Genomic DNA, 18,079 nt, shown 5'->3' on the forward strand with positions numbered 1-18,079 from the left:
AAATACGTGAACATTTAGGATAATTCTCGGCAATGGGTGGTTTTGCATTTCTATATTTCCATCGCTTGAATAGACTCAGCAACCTTAACCATCATCGAGCATTCGACTCTTTTGCGAAAAATATCGCAGCTGAATTCGAACGTTCCGTTAATGGAGCCTGTTGCATGTAGTGAGTTAGCCGGGCAACCACCGCTACAATAAAGTTTGGCCCAGCAGTTCTGGCATTCTGGCTTTGAGTAGCAGTTGCTACCTTTAAATTGAGCTTGTATTTCTGGCTTTGTAATTCCATCCCAGATGTTTCCCATGCTAAATTCTTCATCGCCAACGAATTGGTGACAAGGGAAGAGTTCACCCCATGGTGTAACGGCCAGGTATTCCGTTCCAGAGCCGCAACCTGAGATTCTTTTTTGAATACAAGGACCTTCGGATAAATCCAGCATGTAATGGTAGAAGGTGAATGTTTTTCCCTTTTCGTTTCTAGCGAGCATTTCCTTCGCAAGAATTTCGTATTGGTTATAGATCTCGGGAAGATCTTCTTCGGTTAGGGCATAAGGTTCCTGTGGATCACAAATAACCGGTTCCATGGACAGCTTATCAAAGCCAAGGTCTGCGATATGAAAAATGTCATTTGTAAAGTCGACATTGTCATGTGTGTAAGTTCCCCGAACATAATATTCTTTCTCTCCACGATTTTTAATGAACTGCTGAAACTTAGGAACGATATGGTCATAGCTGCCTTTTCCATTAACGGTTCTACGAAGTCGATCGTGTATCTCTTTTCTGCCATCTAGGCTTAGAACGACATTATCCATTTCTTCGTTTAAAAATTCGGTTACTTCCTCGTTTAAAAGCATCCCGTTCGTAGTAAAAGTAAAACGAAATTTCTTATGGTATTCCTTCTCTTTGCTACGTGCATATGAAACGATTTGTTTGACAACGTTCCATGCCATAAGTGGTTCTCCACCAAAAAAGTCAATGTCGAGGTTTCGATGGTGCCCAGAGTTTTCTAATAAGAAGTCAATGGCTCTTTTTCCAACATCAAAGCTCATTATAGCTCGGTCACCGTTATATTTCCCTTGGCTAGCAAAGCAATAATCACAGGAAAGATTACAAGTATGTGCAACATTAAAACAAAGTGCCTTAACATAGGTTTTGCGATTTCTCAAATCAATGGAAAGGTCTTTATACTCATCCTCAGTAAAAAGCTGTCCATGATTGATTAGTTCCTGAATATCTGTAAGAGTTTCTCGTATTTCTACTTCCGTGATCTCTGGATTCATCCGGTATTTTTCCAGCATCGATGTCACAATTTTATCCGAAAAAGCATGTTCATAAAGACCGATGATATCGAAGGCAAGTTCATCGACCACATGGACAGAGCCGCTGTACGTATCTAGGACAATGTTGTACCCGTTTAATTTATATTGATGGATCATATGTATGGTTAATCTCCTTACAAAAAATGGCCGCCCATCTGGATAAAGTGGGCGGTATATGTATTTCTATCTATTCAAGGTGTTCTCACATTTTTGGTTAGCCACTCCACAAGAAGTTTTACAGGCTGACTGGCAAGATGTTTGACAAGCACCACAACCACCGTGCTTTACTGTATCTACTAGTTTGCGAGTGCTAAGTGTTATAATTCGCTTCATATTGAAATCCCTCCTTTTGTGCACCGCTAGCATATCATTTTCAAACGGGATGACCATATGCTTTATGTCACAGCAGACACAAAAAAGTACCGCATCACGAGCGCGGTACTTTTAAGAAGATGATTAGAAAGGAGCAACTCCATCACATTGCGAATAGAACTGCTTCATCCAAGAGATCAGTTCCTCTTGTTTCATTGGTTTTGCAAAATAGAAGCCCTGAATGGTTGGACTCTTGGGCATGGAGGTTAAATAGTTGAATTGTTTCACATTTTCTACCCCTTCAACTACGGTTTCTATGTCCAACGAATGACAGAGAGAGACAATAGCGGTAATAATCGCAGATTCTTTTTTAGACTCTGGGACACCGTCTACAAAGGATTTATCAATTTTTAACGTGGAAATGGGTAATCTTTTTAAATACGACAAGGAAGAAACACCTGTACCAAAGTCATCGAGAGCTACAGAAAATCCTTGTTTTCGTATGTCTCCTACTGCCCGTATCGCGTTTTCAATATCACTTACGACGCTTGTTTCCGTGATTTCTAGTTCGAGATTTTTTGCCAAAATATCATACTTTTCCACACAATGATTAAGAGTTTTTAGCAGTCGTGCAGATGTAATATAGGTGCCAGGAATATTAACAGCTACGTGTAACACAGGATGACCTTCTTTATTCCACTGATCGAGCTGCTGACATACTTTATCAATGACCCAATCAGTGACATCAAACATTTTTCCGCTTTTCTCTAACGCCGGAATAAACAGACCGGGTGAGAGAAAGCCATGAACAGGGTGATTCCAACGGATGAGTGCTTCGACACCTGAGATTTCCTGTGAAGAGGCATTAATTTTTGGTTGATATACTATATACAAATGATCTTTCTCCATGGCCATATCAATATCAGACAAGAGGCGCTGTTCAAAATTATACGTATGAATCCTTGAATCATACTCCACGATTTGATTATTATATTCGATTGACGGGTGATGCAGGACTGCAACAGCATTAGCATAAAGCTGGCTCGCAGTTTCATTGCGTTCTTTAACAGCTAGGGCACTGACGGTATTAACAAGAACAGAATGGTCATCGAACTGTAAGGGGATTTTTAAAATAGAGGACACTCTCTCTAATGTTATTTTTAGTTTTTCATTTGAGTCTTCCTTACAAATGAAAGCAAAGCGGTTGCCTTCTACTCTATAAACCTCTAAAGAAGTTGAATTTAACTGCAATAGTAACTGACTTACTTCGGTAAGAATTCTATCTCCAAACTTGTATCCATATCCAATATTCCATTTTTCTAGATCATGAATATGAAGAATAGCTACTGTATTAGCGTGTAATAGTTGATGAATCGTCCTTTCAAACTGACGTCGATTAGGAAGCTTCGTTAATGGATCAAAAAAGTTCATTCGGTAATCAACGTATCGATCCAATGCTCCTGATAAACTAGAAAGAATGAGCAAAACGGAAGTTCCAAGGGCAACCGCTAGCACTAGAATCCATGTATGATTTTCATGAGAGTGGTTTGTAGGAATCACTGTGTCAGCATCTACATAAAAAACAACAGAAGCCATCCCGGTATAGTGCATACTGGAAATCGCTAAGCCCATGATTAAGCTTGTCACGATTTTGATCACTCTACGGTCCATCAAACGTTGCAATGAAGAGAAAATGTAAAGCGCAACGAAGGAAACAGTCATCGCTATCACAATGGATCCAGTAAAAATTCGAGGCTTATAGGCATGATGAACCTCCATTTTCATTGCGGCCATGCCCATATAATGCATCGTTGATATGCCCAATCCCATAATGACTCCAGAAATAATAAATGCAAAGATGCTCTTTTTCTGGCGATTAGCTATATAAAAGGCTAAAAGCGATGCAATTAAGGCAGGACTGATAGAAAGGAGTGTTACAAAAGGGTCGTACTGCATATCAAAGGGAAGATTTATTGCACCCATCCCAATAAAATGCATGGACCAAATGCCAAAGCCCATGGCTACGGAAGCTAATCCAATCCAAATAAAACGATGAAAGAAGCTATTTTGTTGGATTCTCTCATTCAAAGAAAGTGCGGTATAAGAGGCACTACAGGCTATTAATATAGATAAAATGACAAGTGAAAGGTTATACTCACTTTCAAGAATGAAGACGGAGTTTGGTACAGTAAACATGTGGTTCTCCTTTGTTGTGACGTTCTATCTCTGTTACAAAGAGACATGGTGTATCATTTATATCGGTTATTTATAATAATTATAAAGTGGTGGGAAAAATTTCATTTTTATGCAGAAATGCATATATCAAAGTATTTTGGTAAAAGATAAACAAAACTTTTGAGGAGGAGTAATTTGGGTTTCGTCTTTTTTTTCTTTGTATCGTGGCTTGTAACTGTATTGTTTACGGTAATGAAAAAATCACTTTCTTTTGTTGAGAATATATTTGTATTTTTAATTATATTAATCGTAAGCGTGAACTGGTCTTGGATCATATTTGAAGAGTTTAAGTTTCTTGAATTATCAAGACAACCCTTGGATTATACAGCCTTTTTAATTAATCGGAGTATTGGTATCCCTTTGATCATTGTTATTACGTTAAATGCCGTTAGATCAGCCAATGTGAATGGAAAGGCTTATTTATACGTAGGTCTATCTACGGTTATTCTTCTTGTATTAAAGATGATAGGGAACTTTCTTAATATTACAAAGCTAACTAATTGGAATACGTTGTACGACGTTTTATATTTTATTTCTCTTCATTTAATAGCGTACTTCTCTTTACAGTTGTATAGAAAGCTTAAAAAAGAGGAGGTAACCCTGTTATGATAATGTGGAAGCAATTTGACAACAATGAAATTTACCTTTTGATTTTACTTACTTTTTTCTATGTTGTCTTATTTCTTGTGTTAAGGAAAAAAACATTCAAACCACATATCACGCTTTTGACTTTGGTTTGGGGTTTTACAGTAGGGATATTATTCGAGTTTACGATAGGTGGGGGACTTCTCGATTTTTATAGGGTTAACGATTCGAATTCTTATGAAGTGACGGATGTGATATATTTCCTTTTATTTAGTCCTTTTGGGTATTTCTTTTTTTATTTATATCATAGGTTTAAAATTAATAAGAAGAAGGTTATTTTTTATGTGTTTGCGTGGGCGATCGTCGGAGTGAGTGCTCATTGGCTTTTTACCCAGTTAGGGATCATCACTCTACAAAAAGGGTATCATATAGCCTTATCATTTCCTATATTTTTAATCATACAAACATTGTCAGTTATCTTCTATGAACAAATCAAGTATAGAGAAAGCATTTTCCAATCCCCTATTGGTGACTAGGTAAACGGTCATGTTAAAGGGGATTTTTTGTTGTGGTTTTAATTATGCAGAATTGAATAGTTTATGCATTTCAGTGGAAGTGAATTGTAATGGTTTAAAGGATAAAGCCTTCTTTATGTGACTTCCCTGAGTTGGCACGGCTCTTGCATCTCTCAAAAGTAAATTCTAAAAATGAGGTGTTATCATGGCTGACTCAATCATGGAGTCGAAAAATCAAATGGTCGAAAAAAAGGAAGAAGTTCAAGACAATCCCTTGATAGAATTTCATTCGATCTTAAAAGAAGCGATGGATATTCTAAGATATCCTGATGAAGTGTTTGAGCTTTTGAAGGAGCCCTTGCGTTTTCTCGAAGTGAAAATCCCTGTTCGTATGGATGATCAAACGACCAAGATTTTTCGAGGGTTTCGAGCTCAGCATAATGATGCGACAGGTCCAACAAAAGGTGGCATTCGATTTCATACAGATGTCACACCAGAAGAAGTGAAAGCCTTGGCTGGTTGGATGAGTATGAAATGTGGGATTACAGGTCTTCCTTATGGAGGGGCCAAAGGGGGTATTGTGTGTGACCCTCGAACAATGAGCTTACAAGAGTTGGAACGGTTAAGCCGGGGCTATGTGAGAGCGATTAGCCAAATCGTCGGACCAACAAAAGATATTCCAGCGCCCGACGTGTACACGAACTCACAAATTATGGCTTGGATGCTTGATGAATACAACTTCATTCGTGAGTTTGATAATCCAGGATTTATTACCGGAAAGCCTGTTGCTTTAGGTGGATCAAAAGGGCGCGAAACCGCTACATCAAAAGGATTACTATATACACTTCAAAAGGTGTTAGAAGTAAAGAAGCTTCCCATAAAAGATTTAAAGATTATCATTCAAGGCTTTGGAAATGTCGGAAGTCATTTGGCTTTGTACTTGTATGAGTTAGGAGCGAAGATTGTCGGGATCTCTGATGTGCTTGGTGGCATCTATGATGAAAAGGGCTTAGACATCCCGTATTTAATTGATAGTCGTGATTCCTTTGGTGTAGTAACAAATCTATTTAAGAAAACGATCTCGAATCAAGAATTACTAGAAAAAGAGTGTGACGTCCTTGTTCCGGCAGCACTTGGCGGTCAGATTACGAAACGTAATGCGGAAAAGATAAAATGTCAAATTGTACTTGAAGCAGCAAATGGACCGACAACAAAGGAAGCGATAAACATACTTGAGGAAAAGGAAATCCTCGTGGTGCCTGACATATTAGCGAATTCAGGAGGAGTGATTGTCTCTTATTTTGAATGGTGCCAAAACAATCAAGGATATTATTGGTCAGAGCGAGAGGTCGATGAGAAATTAAAAGAAAAAATGGAAACCAGCTTTGAGCAAATCCTCCAAGTGAGTAAAAAGTATCGCACAAACTTAAAAGTAGCTGCTTATATCGTGGGGATACAGGCTTTAGCAGAAACGTCACAGCTTCGCGGCTGGATCAAAATATGAGAGGGGTTGAGGAAATGGTTGAGGTGTTATTAGAAGAAAGAGAAACGCAACCCATCCATTATTATTGCTTATCTATTGGATCGCACCGCTATGACTTTACGATTGTTTATTCACATCAGTTTTTTGATAAAGCAATGGTCGTTTCTATGCAAGCGGGGAAGTGGGCGTTAATGTGCCAAGAGGATATTGAGAATGATGAGTTTTGGGCTGAACGATTAGGAATTGTCGATGTAGATATCGAGGATTGTAAGGCGTTTTTTAAGATGGTACTCAACCATAAAAGAGTGTCTGATCAATATTAATCTAGGAGGGAGAGGCATGAATCACGAATTTGTTGTAAGTACTGTTAGTGGGAAGGTAGAGGAAGTAGCGATTGAGGTTCATTCAAGAATTTATGAATGGGAAAAATTATTTACGATTCGAACGGAAAATGGACATCTGGAAACAGTGAGCGTGGGGCTTAGTGGAGAAGTCATTTCAATAGAAGTAAACACAGGTGACTGTATTATACCTGGCATGGTCCTTGCCTTTATTAAAGATGATTTGATTCCAACAGGTTGTGACTGAGGCGTGCGGAGATGGCTGATCCATCTCCCTTTTTCTTACTTGTTTGAAAATTTGAAAATTAATATTTTTGCAGTATATAATTGAAAGAAAAGGATAGAAGGAGGGGGACGTTTGTTTACTTTAGAAAAAGATAAGATAAGACCCATCATCTCTATTGATTTGAATGATCATGAAGAACAATGGGCAGCATGTCTTAAACAGCACAATGAGCCCATTCTTTTTCTTAAAAAAGATGAGGAGATACTCTCCTATATTCAAATGAAAGATGTGCATCTTAGCGAAACTAGCAGTCTATCAAACATTTTTCAAGCAAAAGCAGTTCCCATGACCAACGTGTCCAAGTTAAATAATACGATTTCTGTTCCTGTTCTTTTTCAAATTATCGGTGAACCATTTGCGCTTGTAATCGATGATCAAGGGGAGCCATCGGGTTATATCAAACGGGAGGATGTGCTTGCACTATTATTCAAGCAAGAGCCACATGGAAGTGTCGATTTACTAAAGGTGATTTTAACCTCAATTCCAATGGGAATATTCGTTGTCGATCGTGAAAAGAAGATTATTAATTTTAATGAGTCAGGCCTACGAATGACGAAGCTAACTTCAGAGGATGTTTCCGGAAAGCCAGCTGACTCCATTTTCCACGGGGAACATATTCACCAAGTGTTTGCATCTGGTCAAACGATATTAAATCAAATTCAGATCACTGATACAATGGGTGTTCTAGTGGATTATAGTCCGATTTTCGACTTTCATAATGAAGTAGAAGGAATTATTATTATCGTTCAAGATTTGCCAATGGTTGAGGATATGGCCATGGAAATTGAACATATCAAGAATTTAAATAAAGATTTAAATGCCATTTTATCAACGATTTATGACGAAATTTTAGTAGTGAACCATAAAGGAGAGCTGCTTCGATATAGTGAAACGTTTCTTTCTGATTTTTGGGGAGTGGAATTAAAGGAACTAACCGGGAAGAACCTTTTGGAGCTTGAAGGTGAAGGTCTATTCACACCGTCTGTTACCCGGTTAGTATTGGAACAGAAGAAAAAGGTATCAGTCGTTCAGGAAACAAAGAGAAATAAGCGGATTCTAGCGGTAGGTAACCCGATTTTTGATGAAAATGGAAATATTGACCGAATCATTATTGCTTCAAGGGATATAACAGAAACAACCAAGTTAAAATCAGAATTACGTGAAGTGAAGAAGCAATCGGACCAATATAAGCAGGAGCTTGAAAGGATTAAAAATAAAGATCGCTTCTTTAACCGACTCATTTACTGTAGTCCAAAAATGGAACAAATTATGGAGCATGTTACGAAGATTTCTCATTTTTCCTCTACTGTTCTAATTACGGGGGAATCAGGTGTAGGAAAGGAATTGATTGCACAGGCCATTCATCAAAGTGGAAGTCGCGCAAACCAACCGTTCCTAAAGCTTAATTGTGGGGCGATTCCTGAGAATCTATTAGAAAGCGAGTTGTTTGGGTACAGCAAAGGGTCATTTACAGGTGCTGATAAAAATGGGAAAGAGGGTTACTTTCAAAAAGCTAACCAAGGAATTTTATTTTTAGATGAAATTGGCGAAATGCCTGTTAGCCTTCAAGTGAAATTGTTACGTGTTCTGCAGGAACAAGAAGTCGTTCCAATTGGAAGTACGACTCCGATACCGATCAATGTACAAATTGTTGCAGCGACAAACAAAAAGCTAGAAAAAATGGTTCAAGAAGGAACCTTTCGTGAGGACTTATATTATCGTTTGAATGTGATTCCTATTCATGTCCCACCTTTACGAGAACGTCCAAAAGATATACCTCTGTTGGCGTATCATTTTCTTCAAAGGCTGAATGAAAAATATAATAAAAACTATCATTTTACACCAGATGCATTGAATTTACTTGAGGTGTATTCATGGCCAGGAAATATTCGTGAGCTTCAAAATATGATTGAACGATTAGCGGTGTCGGCTGATCACCCAGCTCTGGATGCTGATTTTGTGAAACAATTTTTATCTTTTACTAGTAATTTTAATAAAGAGAAACCAGTATTCACGAATGTCATGCCGCTTCAGGAAGCACAAGACTATATTGAGGAGCAATTAATACTATTGGCGATGAAGCAATATAAAACCACGACAAAAGCAGCAAAAGCCCTCGGCATCAGCCAGTCATCCGTTAGTAGAAAGTATCAAAAAATCATGAATGATAGACAAGCCAAGTATGGCGAAGTCTCCTTTTAAATAGAGTGGTGCAGACAAATGTCTGTGCCATTTTTTATGTAGAAAAGGAAGTTATGCAAAATTAACTAAGGTTATGCAAAACTGCATAACTTTTTTTTATTCGTTCCTTGCAAACAAAGAGATAAGTGTTGGCACAGTTCTTGCATTACTTATAAAAAAGGAGGATTGATTAACATGCATGCGTTAAGGATGTATATCAATGGCGAATGGAGAGAATCACAAAATAAAGAAACACGTGACATTTTTAATCCAGCAACAGGTGAAGTAATTGCACAAGCAGCCGAAGGAACAATCGAGGATGTAAAGGAAGCCATTCTGATCGCAAAGTCCACCTTTGAAAGCGGGATTTGGTCACAAACTCCTCCGGCTGAACGAGCGGCTTATTTATTTAAAATTGCTGAAAAAATTGAGGAGCGAGCAGTGGAGTTAGCGGAACTAGAAACATTAGACAATGGAAAACCATTAAGGGAAGCTAGCTTTGATGTGGCGGATGCCGCTGCATGTTTCCGTTATTATGCGGGCTTAATTACAAAGCCTAATGGTGAGACGTATCCAGTCTCCGATCCGGTTCAAGGGATCGTCGTCCGTGAACCAGTCGGAGTTTGTGGGTTAATTGTTCCGTGGAATTATCCTTTATTATTAAGTGTTTGGAAACTAGCGCCTGCAATTGCCGCAGGAAATTCGGTTGTTTATAAACCGTCCGAAGTGACTCCAGTAACTCCCACAAGATTATTTGAAATTTTTGAAGAGGTAGGTTTGCCAAAAGGTGTCGCCAATATGGTGATGGGATCTGGTGATATGGTTGGGAATGAAATAGCAGAGAGCAAAGACGTTGACCTTGTCTCCTTTACAGGTGGTACAAAGACAGGGAAACAAATTATGAAGGTAGCGGCAGACAGCCTTAAGAAATTATCGTTGGAGCTTGGAGGGAAATCACCAAATATTGTGTTTGCTGATGCTGACTTTGAAACAGCGGTAGATTACGCATTATTTGGTATCTACGCAGGGGCAGGGCAAATTTGTGCAGCAGGTTCTCGTATTTTAGTAGAAGAAGAGATTTACGAGAAATTTGTTTCTCGCTTTGTTGAACGTGCGAATCAAATCAAGGTGGGACCAGGGAATGATCCAGAGGTAGAAATGGGTCCTTTAGTAAGCAAAGAGCATTTGGAAAGAGTTCTCTCTTATATAGAGATTGGAAAGAACGAAGGAGCTCGGTTGGTTTGTGGGGGAAAGCGGATCGAAAAAGATGGTTTGCAGGACGGATACTTTGTAGAGCCCACTGTCTTTGTTGATGCAAACTTGGATATGAGAATTGTTCAAGAAGAAATCTTCGGTCCAGTCGTTGTGATCGAAAAATTCAAAGACGAGAAGGAAGCCATTGCGTTAGCAAATGGAACCCTTTACGGACTAGCTGGAGCTGTGTTTACGAAAGATGGAGCTAAGGCGCTTCGTGTTGTAAAACAAATTCGAGCGGGAATTACTTGGATTAATACCTTCCATAATACGTACAATGAGGCGCCTTGGGGCGGATATAAGCAAAGCGGATTCGGGCGTGCGCTTGGAACGTACGGTCTCGAAACCTATCAAGAAATGAAGCAGATTAATATAAATTTACAAGTCGAACCCATTGGTTGGTTTTCAAATTAAACGTGAATAGGAGAGATCATATGAGTACCAATATTGAGAGAAAACAAGAGGAAGTAAAGGAAAAGAACGTACATCAGTACATTAAACAGGTGTTAGAAATGATAGAAAAAGAGGAGATCACAGAGGCGGAGGCCAACTGGATTTCTAAGGAAACAATCCAGCATTTCCGTGACCATGTGAATCCGGGATTCCTTGATTACCGAAAAACCGTTACAGAGGGCGGACTATCGGCAGCGGTTGAATGGTCAGATAAGGATTCATGCTTTAAGGATGTGAATGGAAAGGAATATATAGACTGTCTTGGCGGATTTGGGATATACAATGTGGGTCATCGGAATGAAAAAGTGGTGAAGGCTGTAAGTGATCAGTTAAAGCGTCAAGCTCTGCACAGCCAAGATTTATTAGATCCACTTCGTGCGATGTTGGCAAAAATACTAGCAGATATTACTCCAGGAGATTTAAAATATTCTTTCTTTACCAATAGTGGAACGGAAAGTGTGGAGGCTGCATTAAAACTTGCCAAAATGTATAGCGACAGAACCACCTTTATTTCTACTACTCGTGCTTTCCATGGGAAAAGTCTCGGGGCTCTTTCAGGAACAGCAAAAGGAGTGTTCCGTAAACCATTCTTACCTTTGATTCCAGGCTTTCGCCATGTAGCATTTGGTGACATTGATATGATGAGAAAAACATTTGAAACCTGTGCACTCGTTGGAGAAGATGTTGCTGCGGTACTGTTAGAGCCGATTCAAGGAGAAGGTGGAATCATTCTTCCACCTGAAGGTTACCTTCAACAGGTTCGTGAGCTATGCGACCAATATGATGCATTACTGATCTTTGATGAAGTACAAACGGGTATGGGGCGTACAGGTAAAATGTTCGCATCAGACTTGTATCAAGTCGTTCCTGATATTCTTTGTCTTGCCAAGGCCTTTGGTGGTGGTGTGATGCCAGCAGGTGCCATCGTCGCAAAAGAAAAGGTGTTTAAAAGCTGGTTTGATAATCCGTTCATGCATACAACTACATTTGGTGGAAACCCACTTGCATGTGCGGCTGCCATTGCAACGATCGACGTTCTGTTAGAAGAGAACTTACCAGCTCGCGCGGCCGAAGTAGGAGAATATTTCTTACAAGGATTAAAAGAAGCTGCCGAAGGTCATGAAGATCTTGTAATGGAAATTCGAGGCCAAGGTTTGATGATCGGAATCGAATTTGAACGTGATGAAATTGGCTGGGAAGTTTCTAAAGGAATGTTTGAACGAGGAATTCTTGTTGCTGGAACTCTAGTAAACTCAAAAACAATTCGAATTGAGCCTCCACTTACGATTAAATACGACGAAGTAAATACAGTTATACAAACCTTTAAAGAAGTTCTACAAACCATTCGTTAAAAAATATAGACGTGGAAAAGGAGGGGAGCCTCCTTTTCCATTTAGGAAGGTGTCGGATACATGAAACAATTTGTTCAAATCAAAACGTCCATCCCTGGACCACGATCAAAGGAGTTATTAGAGAGAAGGAAAAAAGTCGTTCCACAAGGAATTAGTAACAATTGTGCTGCATTTGTTCATAAGGCGGAGGGAGCCTTGGTGGAGGATATTGATGGCAATACATTTATCGACTTTGCTGGTGCTATAGGAACGATCAATGTTGGCCATTCCCACCCGAAGGTTGTTCAGGCTTTAAAGGATCAAGCGGAGCACTTTGTTCATACCGGATTTAATGTCATGATGTATGAATCTTATATCAAGTTGGCAGAAAAATTAACAAAGCTCGCTCCTGGCAATTTTCCAAAACAAGCAGCCTTTTTTAACAGTGGTGCAGAAGCTGTTGAAAATGCAGTGAAGATTGCTAGAAAATATACGAAAAGACAAGGAATTGTGTCGTTTACGAGAGGTTTTCATGGACGAACGTTAATGACGATGACGATGACAAGCAAAGTGAAACCATATAAATATGGATTTGGACCATTTGCTCCTGAGGTATATAAAGCTCCATATCCATATGAATATCGGAAGCCAAATGGAATGAATGAAGAACAATATACTGAATACATGATCCAGCAGTTTGAGCAATTCCTTCTTGCGGAGGTCGCTCCAGAAACGATTGCGGCAGTAGTCATGGAGCCGGTGCAAGGAGAAGGAGGCTTTATCGTTCCAAATCGGGAATTTGTACAGCGGGTTTATACTATTTGTAAAGAACACGGAATATTATTTATTGCAGATGAAATTCAAACCGGCTTTGGGCGTACGGGCCGTTACTTTGCAATCGAACATTTTGGCGTAGAGCCAGATCTTCTAACGATCTCAAAGTCTATGGCAGCTGGTGTTCCAATCAGCGGAGTGATTGGCCGAGAAGAGATTATGAATGTAAGTCAGCCAGGAGAAATTGGTGGAACGTATGCGGGGAGTCCGCTAGGGTGTCAAGCTGCTCTCGCTGTCCTAGATATAATAGAAGAAGAGCAATTGAATGCAAGAGCGGAACGGATTGGAAGATTAGTAATGAACAAGTTTCAACAATGGTCCGATCGATTTGAGCAAGTGGATGGCATCCGTGGGTTAGGGGCGATGTGTGCGTTTGAAATTGTAAAGGATAAGACTTCTAAACAGCCAGATAAAGAACTAGTTGGTAGCATTATTCGAGAGGCCACCAATAGAGGATTGCTGTTACTCAGCGCAGGGATATCTGGGAATGTAATAAGACTATTAATGCCTTTAACGATTTCAGATGATCAGCTTGAAGAAGGATTGTTGATCTTAGAAGAATCCTTAGAAGCTGTTTTATCTCCCCAATATATATAAAGAGAGGGTAAGCAGATGAGTTCGAATATCGCTTTTCAAAAAAAGCAATTATACAAAATGTATATTAATGGTCAATGGATCGGTGACGAGTGCGAGGCATTCATCAATGTTATGAACCCTGCAACTAATGAAGTGATCGGGATGATTCCGAATGGAGGAACGTTGGAAGCAAAGGCAGCGGTAGATGCCGCCCATATGGCGTTTAAAACTTGGTCCAAAAAAACGGCAGACGAACGCAGTCAGCTGCTCATGAAATGGTTCTACCTCATTGATGAGCATAAAGTGGAAATTGGTACAGTGATGACAATGGAGCAAGGAAAGCCCGTCCATGAGGCAATCGGTGAAGTGAATTATGCCAATAGTTTTCTCTCTTGGTATGCGGAAGAAGGAAAGAGAATCTATGGAGAAACGATTCCGGCCACACATCCAAATAAGCGAATTTTAATTAGAAAAGAACCGGTTGGGGTTGTAGCAGCGATTACTCCTTGGAATTTTCCAGCTGCCATGATTACGAGAAAGGTAGCCCCCGCTCTTGCTGCTGGCTGTACGGTGGTGGTGAAACCAGCTCAGCAAACGCCTCTAACTGCTCTGAAACTAGCAGAGTTAGCGGAAAAAGCAGGCATTCCAGCTGGTGTATTTAACGTAGTAACCGGAAAATCAAAAGAAATTGGCGATGCTTGGTTAAAGGATTCACGCGTTCGTAAGCTTACCTTTACGGGTTCAACTGAAGTTGGGAAGGTACTTATGAGAGGTGCTGCTGATACGGTGAAGAAGATTTCGCTAGAATTAGGCGGAAATGCACCTTTTATCGTTATGGACGATGCAGACTTAGAAAAAGCAGCCAAGGGACTATTAGCCTCGAAGTTTCGTAATGCCGGACAAACATGTATTTGTACGAACCGTATCTACGTCCAAGAAAGAATCCTCGAGCCATTTGTCGAGCTTTTTAAAAATGAACTAAGCAAGCTCAAAATCGGTAACGGTATGGAAGAAGGAATTGATATTGGACCGCTAATTGACCAACCAGCTGTAAATAAAGTAAATGAAATCCTTGACGATGCGATTCATAAAGGCGGAAAGATTGTGTATCAAGGAGATAAGAAAGATGGGGAAGAAGGATTTTTCTTTCCACCTACGATTCTTACAAATGTAAATGATCAAATGATGTGTGTGGAAGAAGAAATTTTTGGACCGCTAGCCGCGATTGCAACTTTTCAAACTGAAGAAGAAGTGATTGCGAGAGCCAATAATACCGTTTACGGCTTAGCTGCTTATGTGTTTACTGAAAATTTAAGTCGTGCCTTCCGAATAAGTGAGGAACTTGAATACGGAATTATCGGCTTAAATGATGGGCTTCCATCAACGGCACAAGCGCCATTTGGAGGATATAAAGAAAGTGGTTTAGGTCGAGAAGGGGGCCACCACGGACTGGAAGAGTTTTTAGAAGTAAAATATATTTCGATTGGACTAAATATATAAAACATGATCAAAAACCTGGTTCCTATTTGGAGCCAGGTTTTTTCATGATAAAAAGTAAATTATGCAAAATTGAATGGATTATGCAGAACTGATTTCAAAGCAGCAGGAAAAAGTAATGTTATTACAGAAAATTAAGAATATTAAATCTGGCACGGAATTTGCAATAAGAAAATAGGAATCTATTTTTTATTGAAAGAGGGATGATAATGAAAGAAAAGAAACAGCCTTCACTAGCAGTTGCTTTGATCCCGATCGGAGCCATGATTGTATTTTTATTTACAGGAATTTTCATGTTTGAAGCAGATCCTCATATTCCGCTCTTACTCAGCGCCACCGTGGCATCACTAGTATCTATTTATCTAGGATATACTTGGCGAGAGCTTGAACAAGGAATTATCAAAGCTGTCTCTCTTGCACTCCAAGCGTTACTTATTTTAATGATTATTGGAACGATTATTGGAACATGGTTAGCAGGCGGAATTGTTCCGACCATGATTTATTATGGATTAGATATTTTATCTCCCACCTATTTCCTTCCTGCTGCTGCCATCATTTGTAGCGTGGTTGCGATTGCTTCGGGGAATGCATGGACAGCAGCTGGTACAATAGGGATTGCCATTATGGGAGTGGGAATTGGATTAGGAATAAATCCTGCTATGGTGGCAGGGGCTGTCATTTCTGGATGTTACTTTGGAGATAAAATCTCTCCTCTGTCAGAAACAACGAATATGGCACCTGGGATCACAGGTGTTCAACTATTTGACCATATTCGTCATATGCTCTATACGACGATACCAGCACTTGTTCTGTCAGTAGTCATTTATTTTTTTATCGGCCTTACGTTCAAAGGTAAAGGATCTGGTGTGAGTGACATTGCTACACTTCAACAAGAGTTAGCGGATATTTTCATTATCAGTCCATGGTTACTTCTTATTCCGGTTATTGTTCTTGGGATCATTGCTATGAAAACACCGGCAATCCCCGGTCTTGTCATAGGATCGATTCTAGGGGGGATCGTTGCTATCGTAGTTCAGGGAGAATCAATCGGCAGTGTTTTAGCCATTATGGTATACGGCTTTGAAATGGAGACCGGAAATGAAGTATTAGATAATTTGCTTAACAATGGTGGAACGGAAGCGATGATGTACACCGTATCGCTTGTTATGATTGCGATGAGCTTCGGGGGAATTTTAGAAACGAGTGGAATCATGAATACGATTGTGACAAGCCTTTTAAAAATGGCGAAATCAACAGGCAGTTTAATAACAACAACGGTAGCAACCTGTATCACTGCTAACATCGTCGCTTGTGATCAGTACTTATCAATTCTACTGCCTGGAAGAATGTACTTAACTGCCTACCGTAAACGTGAACTCCATCCAAAGAATTTATCTCGAACACTAGAAGATGCGGGGACAATGACCTCTCCACTTGTTCCTTGGAATACATGTGGTGCATTTATGACCGCCACTCTTGGAGTATCTACCTTTCAATATGCACCGTATGCATTGCTTTGTATTATCAGCCCAATTGTAGCCATTATTTACGCGTATACAGGATTTAAAATTGAGAAGCTTCCCAAAGACAATAAAATGGAAGAGCAGGTTTCAGAAAATAATGAAGTAAGTGTAATGTTATAATGGAGAAAACTGTAGATGGCTGTCTACAGTTTTTTCTCTGTTTGAGCGTACGAATACAGTGGATAAAAAGGTGCGCTTAGATAAAACTATTATCCGGAAGCGTTTAACTTTTCATTTAAGAATATCTTTATTAAAATTAACAAGGAAAACAATTTCTTCCAAGGTTATCAAGTAAATCTTTCGAAAAAGGAGAATGAATATGAACTTTGTAACGTTGAACAACGGAGTGAAAATGCCACAGCTTGGTTTCGGAGTCTGGCAAGTAAAAGATGACGAGGCTACTGCTGCTGTAACTGCGGCAATTGAAGCGGGTTACCGTTCCATCGATACAGCTATGATCTATGGAAACGAAGAGGGTGTAGGAAAAGCGATTAAAGAATCCAACGTACCTCGCGAAGAATTATTCATTACAACGAAGGTTTGGAATAGTGACCAAGGTTACGAAAGCACAATACAAGCTTTTGATTTAAGTCTAAAAAAATTAGGTCTTGATTATATCGATTTATACTTAATTCACTGGCCAACACCAGAGTACGATACATATGTTGAAACGTTTAAGGCGATGGAAAAGCTATATCATGATGGTAAAGTAAAAGCTATTGGTGTATGTAACTTTGAAATTGAGCATTTAGAGAGACTTCTTAACGAATGTGAAGTTAAGCCGGTCTTAAACCAAATCGAGTGTCATCCATATTTAGCACAAAACGAATTGAAAGAGTTTTGCGCTAAGCATGATATCTTTGTAGAAGCGTGGAGCCCCCTTGATCAAGGTGGAGAAGTGCTACAAGATGATGTGATTATTAAACTAGCTGAATCACATAGTAAGACGTCTGCTCAAGTTGTTTTAAGATGGCATTTACAAAATAATTCAATCGTTATACCTAAGTCTGTTACACCATCTAGAATACAAGAAAACATTAATGTATTTGATTTTGAGCTTTCCACACAGGAAATGGATCAAATCAATGGAATCAATCGTGACCGACGCAAAGGTCCAAATCCAAACGAGTTTAACAAGAGATAATAACGGGTAACGACTGTTCTAAAGGATAAAGGGTTCCGTTTTCGGGTACTTTCTTATTAAAATACACAAGAAAAGACGCATGAATTGTGAAGTGCCCCCCGTCAAGTAGACAGCGGAAATAAAAAAACGACATTAAGCGGCGTTAGCCCTGTATTCTAAGGGACTAAGGCCGTTTAGTCTTTTTTGTAATCTTTCATAATTATAAAATTT

The 18,079-nt window shown here is 39.4% G+C and carries 14 protein-coding genes; 11 read left to right on the top strand and 3 right to left on the bottom strand.

The window, feature by feature from the left end; all coding sequences use genetic code 11:
- Nucleotides 1-50: 50 nt before the first annotated feature.
- The 3 genes from scfB to ACRX5O_RS21535 all read right to left on the bottom strand — a co-directional run bounded on the left by scfB (nt 51) and on the right by ACRX5O_RS21535 (nt 3,827).
- A complete protein-coding gene (scfB, locus tag ACRX5O_RS21525) occupies nt 51-1,436 on the bottom strand; it encodes a thioether cross-link-forming SCIFF peptide maturase (protein WP_433907827.1) in 1,386 nt (461 codons plus the stop codon).
- A 66-nt stretch (nt 1,437-1,502) separates the two neighbouring features.
- On the bottom strand, nt 1,503-1,652 hold the full coding sequence (scfA, locus tag ACRX5O_RS21530) for a six-cysteine ranthipeptide SCIFF (RefSeq protein WP_119709914.1): 150 nt from the start codon (nt 1,650-1,652) through the stop codon (nt 1,503-1,505).
- Nucleotides 1,653-1,775: 123 nt separating this feature from the next.
- Complete coding sequence (locus ACRX5O_RS21535) at nt 1,776-3,827, bottom strand: bifunctional diguanylate cyclase/phosphodiesterase (RefSeq protein WP_433907828.1); 2,052 nt, start codon at nt 3,825-3,827, stop codon at nt 1,776-1,778.
- Between the two features lie 174 nt (nt 3,828-4,001).
- On the opposite strand from ACRX5O_RS21535, the gene ACRX5O_RS21540 reads away from it, so the two are divergent.
- From ACRX5O_RS21540 to ACRX5O_RS21590, 11 genes are all read left to right on the top strand, one after another.
- Complete coding sequence (locus tag ACRX5O_RS21540) at nt 4,002-4,475, top strand: hypothetical protein (protein WP_433907829.1); 474 nt, start codon at nt 4,002-4,004, stop codon at nt 4,473-4,475.
- Nucleotides 4,476-5,171: 696 nt separating this feature from the next.
- Nucleotides 5,172-6,470 (top strand): Glu/Leu/Phe/Val family dehydrogenase, encoded by a 1,299-nt coding sequence (locus tag ACRX5O_RS21545; protein WP_433907830.1) that lies wholly within the window; start codon nt 5,172-5,174, stop codon nt 6,468-6,470.
- Between the two features lie 14 nt (nt 6,471-6,484).
- A complete protein-coding gene (locus ACRX5O_RS21550) occupies nt 6,485-6,772 on the top strand; it encodes an SAV0927 family protein (protein WP_433907831.1) in 288 nt (95 codons plus the stop codon).
- Between the two features lie 16 nt (nt 6,773-6,788).
- Entirely contained in the window at nt 6,789-7,037 is a 249-nt protein-coding gene (locus ACRX5O_RS21555) for a biotin/lipoyl attachment domain-containing protein (protein ID WP_433907832.1), read from the top strand.
- 111 nt (nt 7,038-7,148) lie between these two features.
- Nucleotides 7,149-9,278, top strand: coding sequence for a sigma 54-interacting transcriptional regulator (locus ACRX5O_RS21560; protein WP_433907833.1), 2,130 nt, complete (start codon nt 7,149-7,151; stop codon nt 9,276-9,278).
- Between the two features lie 174 nt (nt 9,279-9,452).
- Nucleotides 9,453-10,925: an aldehyde dehydrogenase family protein gene (locus tag ACRX5O_RS21565; RefSeq protein ID WP_433907834.1), complete on the top strand. Its 1,473-nt coding sequence runs from the start codon at nt 9,453-9,455 to the stop codon at nt 10,923-10,925.
- 20 nt (nt 10,926-10,945) lie between these two features.
- Nucleotides 10,946-12,316: a putrescine aminotransferase gene (locus ACRX5O_RS21570; protein WP_433907835.1), complete on the top strand. Its 1,371-nt coding sequence runs from the start codon at nt 10,946-10,948 to the stop codon at nt 12,314-12,316.
- A 60-nt stretch (nt 12,317-12,376) separates the two neighbouring features.
- On the top strand, nt 12,377-13,726 hold the full coding sequence (gene gabT, locus ACRX5O_RS21575; RefSeq protein WP_433907836.1) for a 4-aminobutyrate--2-oxoglutarate transaminase: 1,350 nt from the start codon (nt 12,377-12,379) through the stop codon (nt 13,724-13,726).
- A gap of 15 nt (nt 13,727-13,741) precedes the next feature.
- Nucleotides 13,742-15,205: an NAD-dependent succinate-semialdehyde dehydrogenase gene (locus tag ACRX5O_RS21580; protein WP_433907837.1), complete on the top strand. Its 1,464-nt coding sequence runs from the start codon at nt 13,742-13,744 to the stop codon at nt 15,203-15,205.
- A gap of 206 nt (nt 15,206-15,411) precedes the next feature.
- Entirely contained in the window at nt 15,412-16,845 is a 1,434-nt protein-coding gene (nhaC, locus tag ACRX5O_RS21585) for a Na+/H+ antiporter NhaC (protein ID WP_433907838.1), read from the top strand.
- 199 nt (nt 16,846-17,044) lie between these two features.
- The gene (locus tag ACRX5O_RS21590) at nt 17,045-17,869 is read left to right on the top strand and encodes an aldo/keto reductase (RefSeq protein WP_433907839.1); all 825 of its coding nucleotides are present in this window, start codon (nt 17,045-17,047) and stop codon (nt 17,867-17,869) included.
- Nucleotides 17,870-18,079: the final 210 nt, after the last annotated feature.

Origin of the sequence: Robertmurraya mesotrionivorans (assembly GCF_050971805.1) — a bacterium.
Taxonomy (GTDB): Bacteria; Bacillota; Bacilli; order Bacillales; family Cytobacillaceae; genus Robertmurraya_A.

Bases quoted from the DNA above. Each gene is read 5' to 3' on its own strand.
- ACRX5O_RS21535 (WP_433907828.1), bottom strand. From the start codon at position 3,827: ATGTTTACTGTACCAAACTCCGTCTTCATTCTTGAAAGTGAGTATAAC.
- ACRX5O_RS21570 (WP_433907835.1), top strand. From the start codon at position 10,946: ATGAGTACCAATATTGAGAGAAAACAAGAGGAAGTAAAGGAAAAGAAC.
- ACRX5O_RS21550 (WP_433907831.1), top strand. From the start codon at position 6,485: ATGGTTGAGGTGTTATTAGAAGAAAGAGAAACGCAACCCATCCATTAT.
- ACRX5O_RS21580 (WP_433907837.1), top strand. From the start codon at position 13,742: ATGAGTTCGAATATCGCTTTTCAAAAAAAGCAATTATACAAAATGTAT.
- scfB (WP_433907827.1), bottom strand. From the start codon at position 1,436: ATGATCCATCAATATAAATTAAACGGGTACAACATTGTCCTAGATACG.
- gabT (WP_433907836.1), top strand. From the start codon at position 12,377: ATGAAACAATTTGTTCAAATCAAAACGTCCATCCCTGGACCACGATCA.
- ACRX5O_RS21565 (WP_433907834.1), top strand. From the start codon at position 9,453: ATGCATGCGTTAAGGATGTATATCAATGGCGAATGGAGAGAATCACAA.
- scfA (WP_119709914.1), bottom strand. From the start codon at position 1,652: ATGAAGCGAATTATAACACTTAGCACTCGCAAACTAGTAGATACAGTA.
- ACRX5O_RS21590 (WP_433907839.1), top strand. From the start codon at position 17,045: ATGAACTTTGTAACGTTGAACAACGGAGTGAAAATGCCACAGCTTGGT.
- ACRX5O_RS21545 (WP_433907830.1), top strand. From the start codon at position 5,172: ATGGCTGACTCAATCATGGAGTCGAAAAATCAAATGGTCGAAAAAAAG.
- nhaC (WP_433907838.1), top strand. From the start codon at position 15,412: ATGAAAGAAAAGAAACAGCCTTCACTAGCAGTTGCTTTGATCCCGATC.
- ACRX5O_RS21555 (WP_433907832.1), top strand. From the start codon at position 6,789: ATGAATCACGAATTTGTTGTAAGTACTGTTAGTGGGAAGGTAGAGGAA.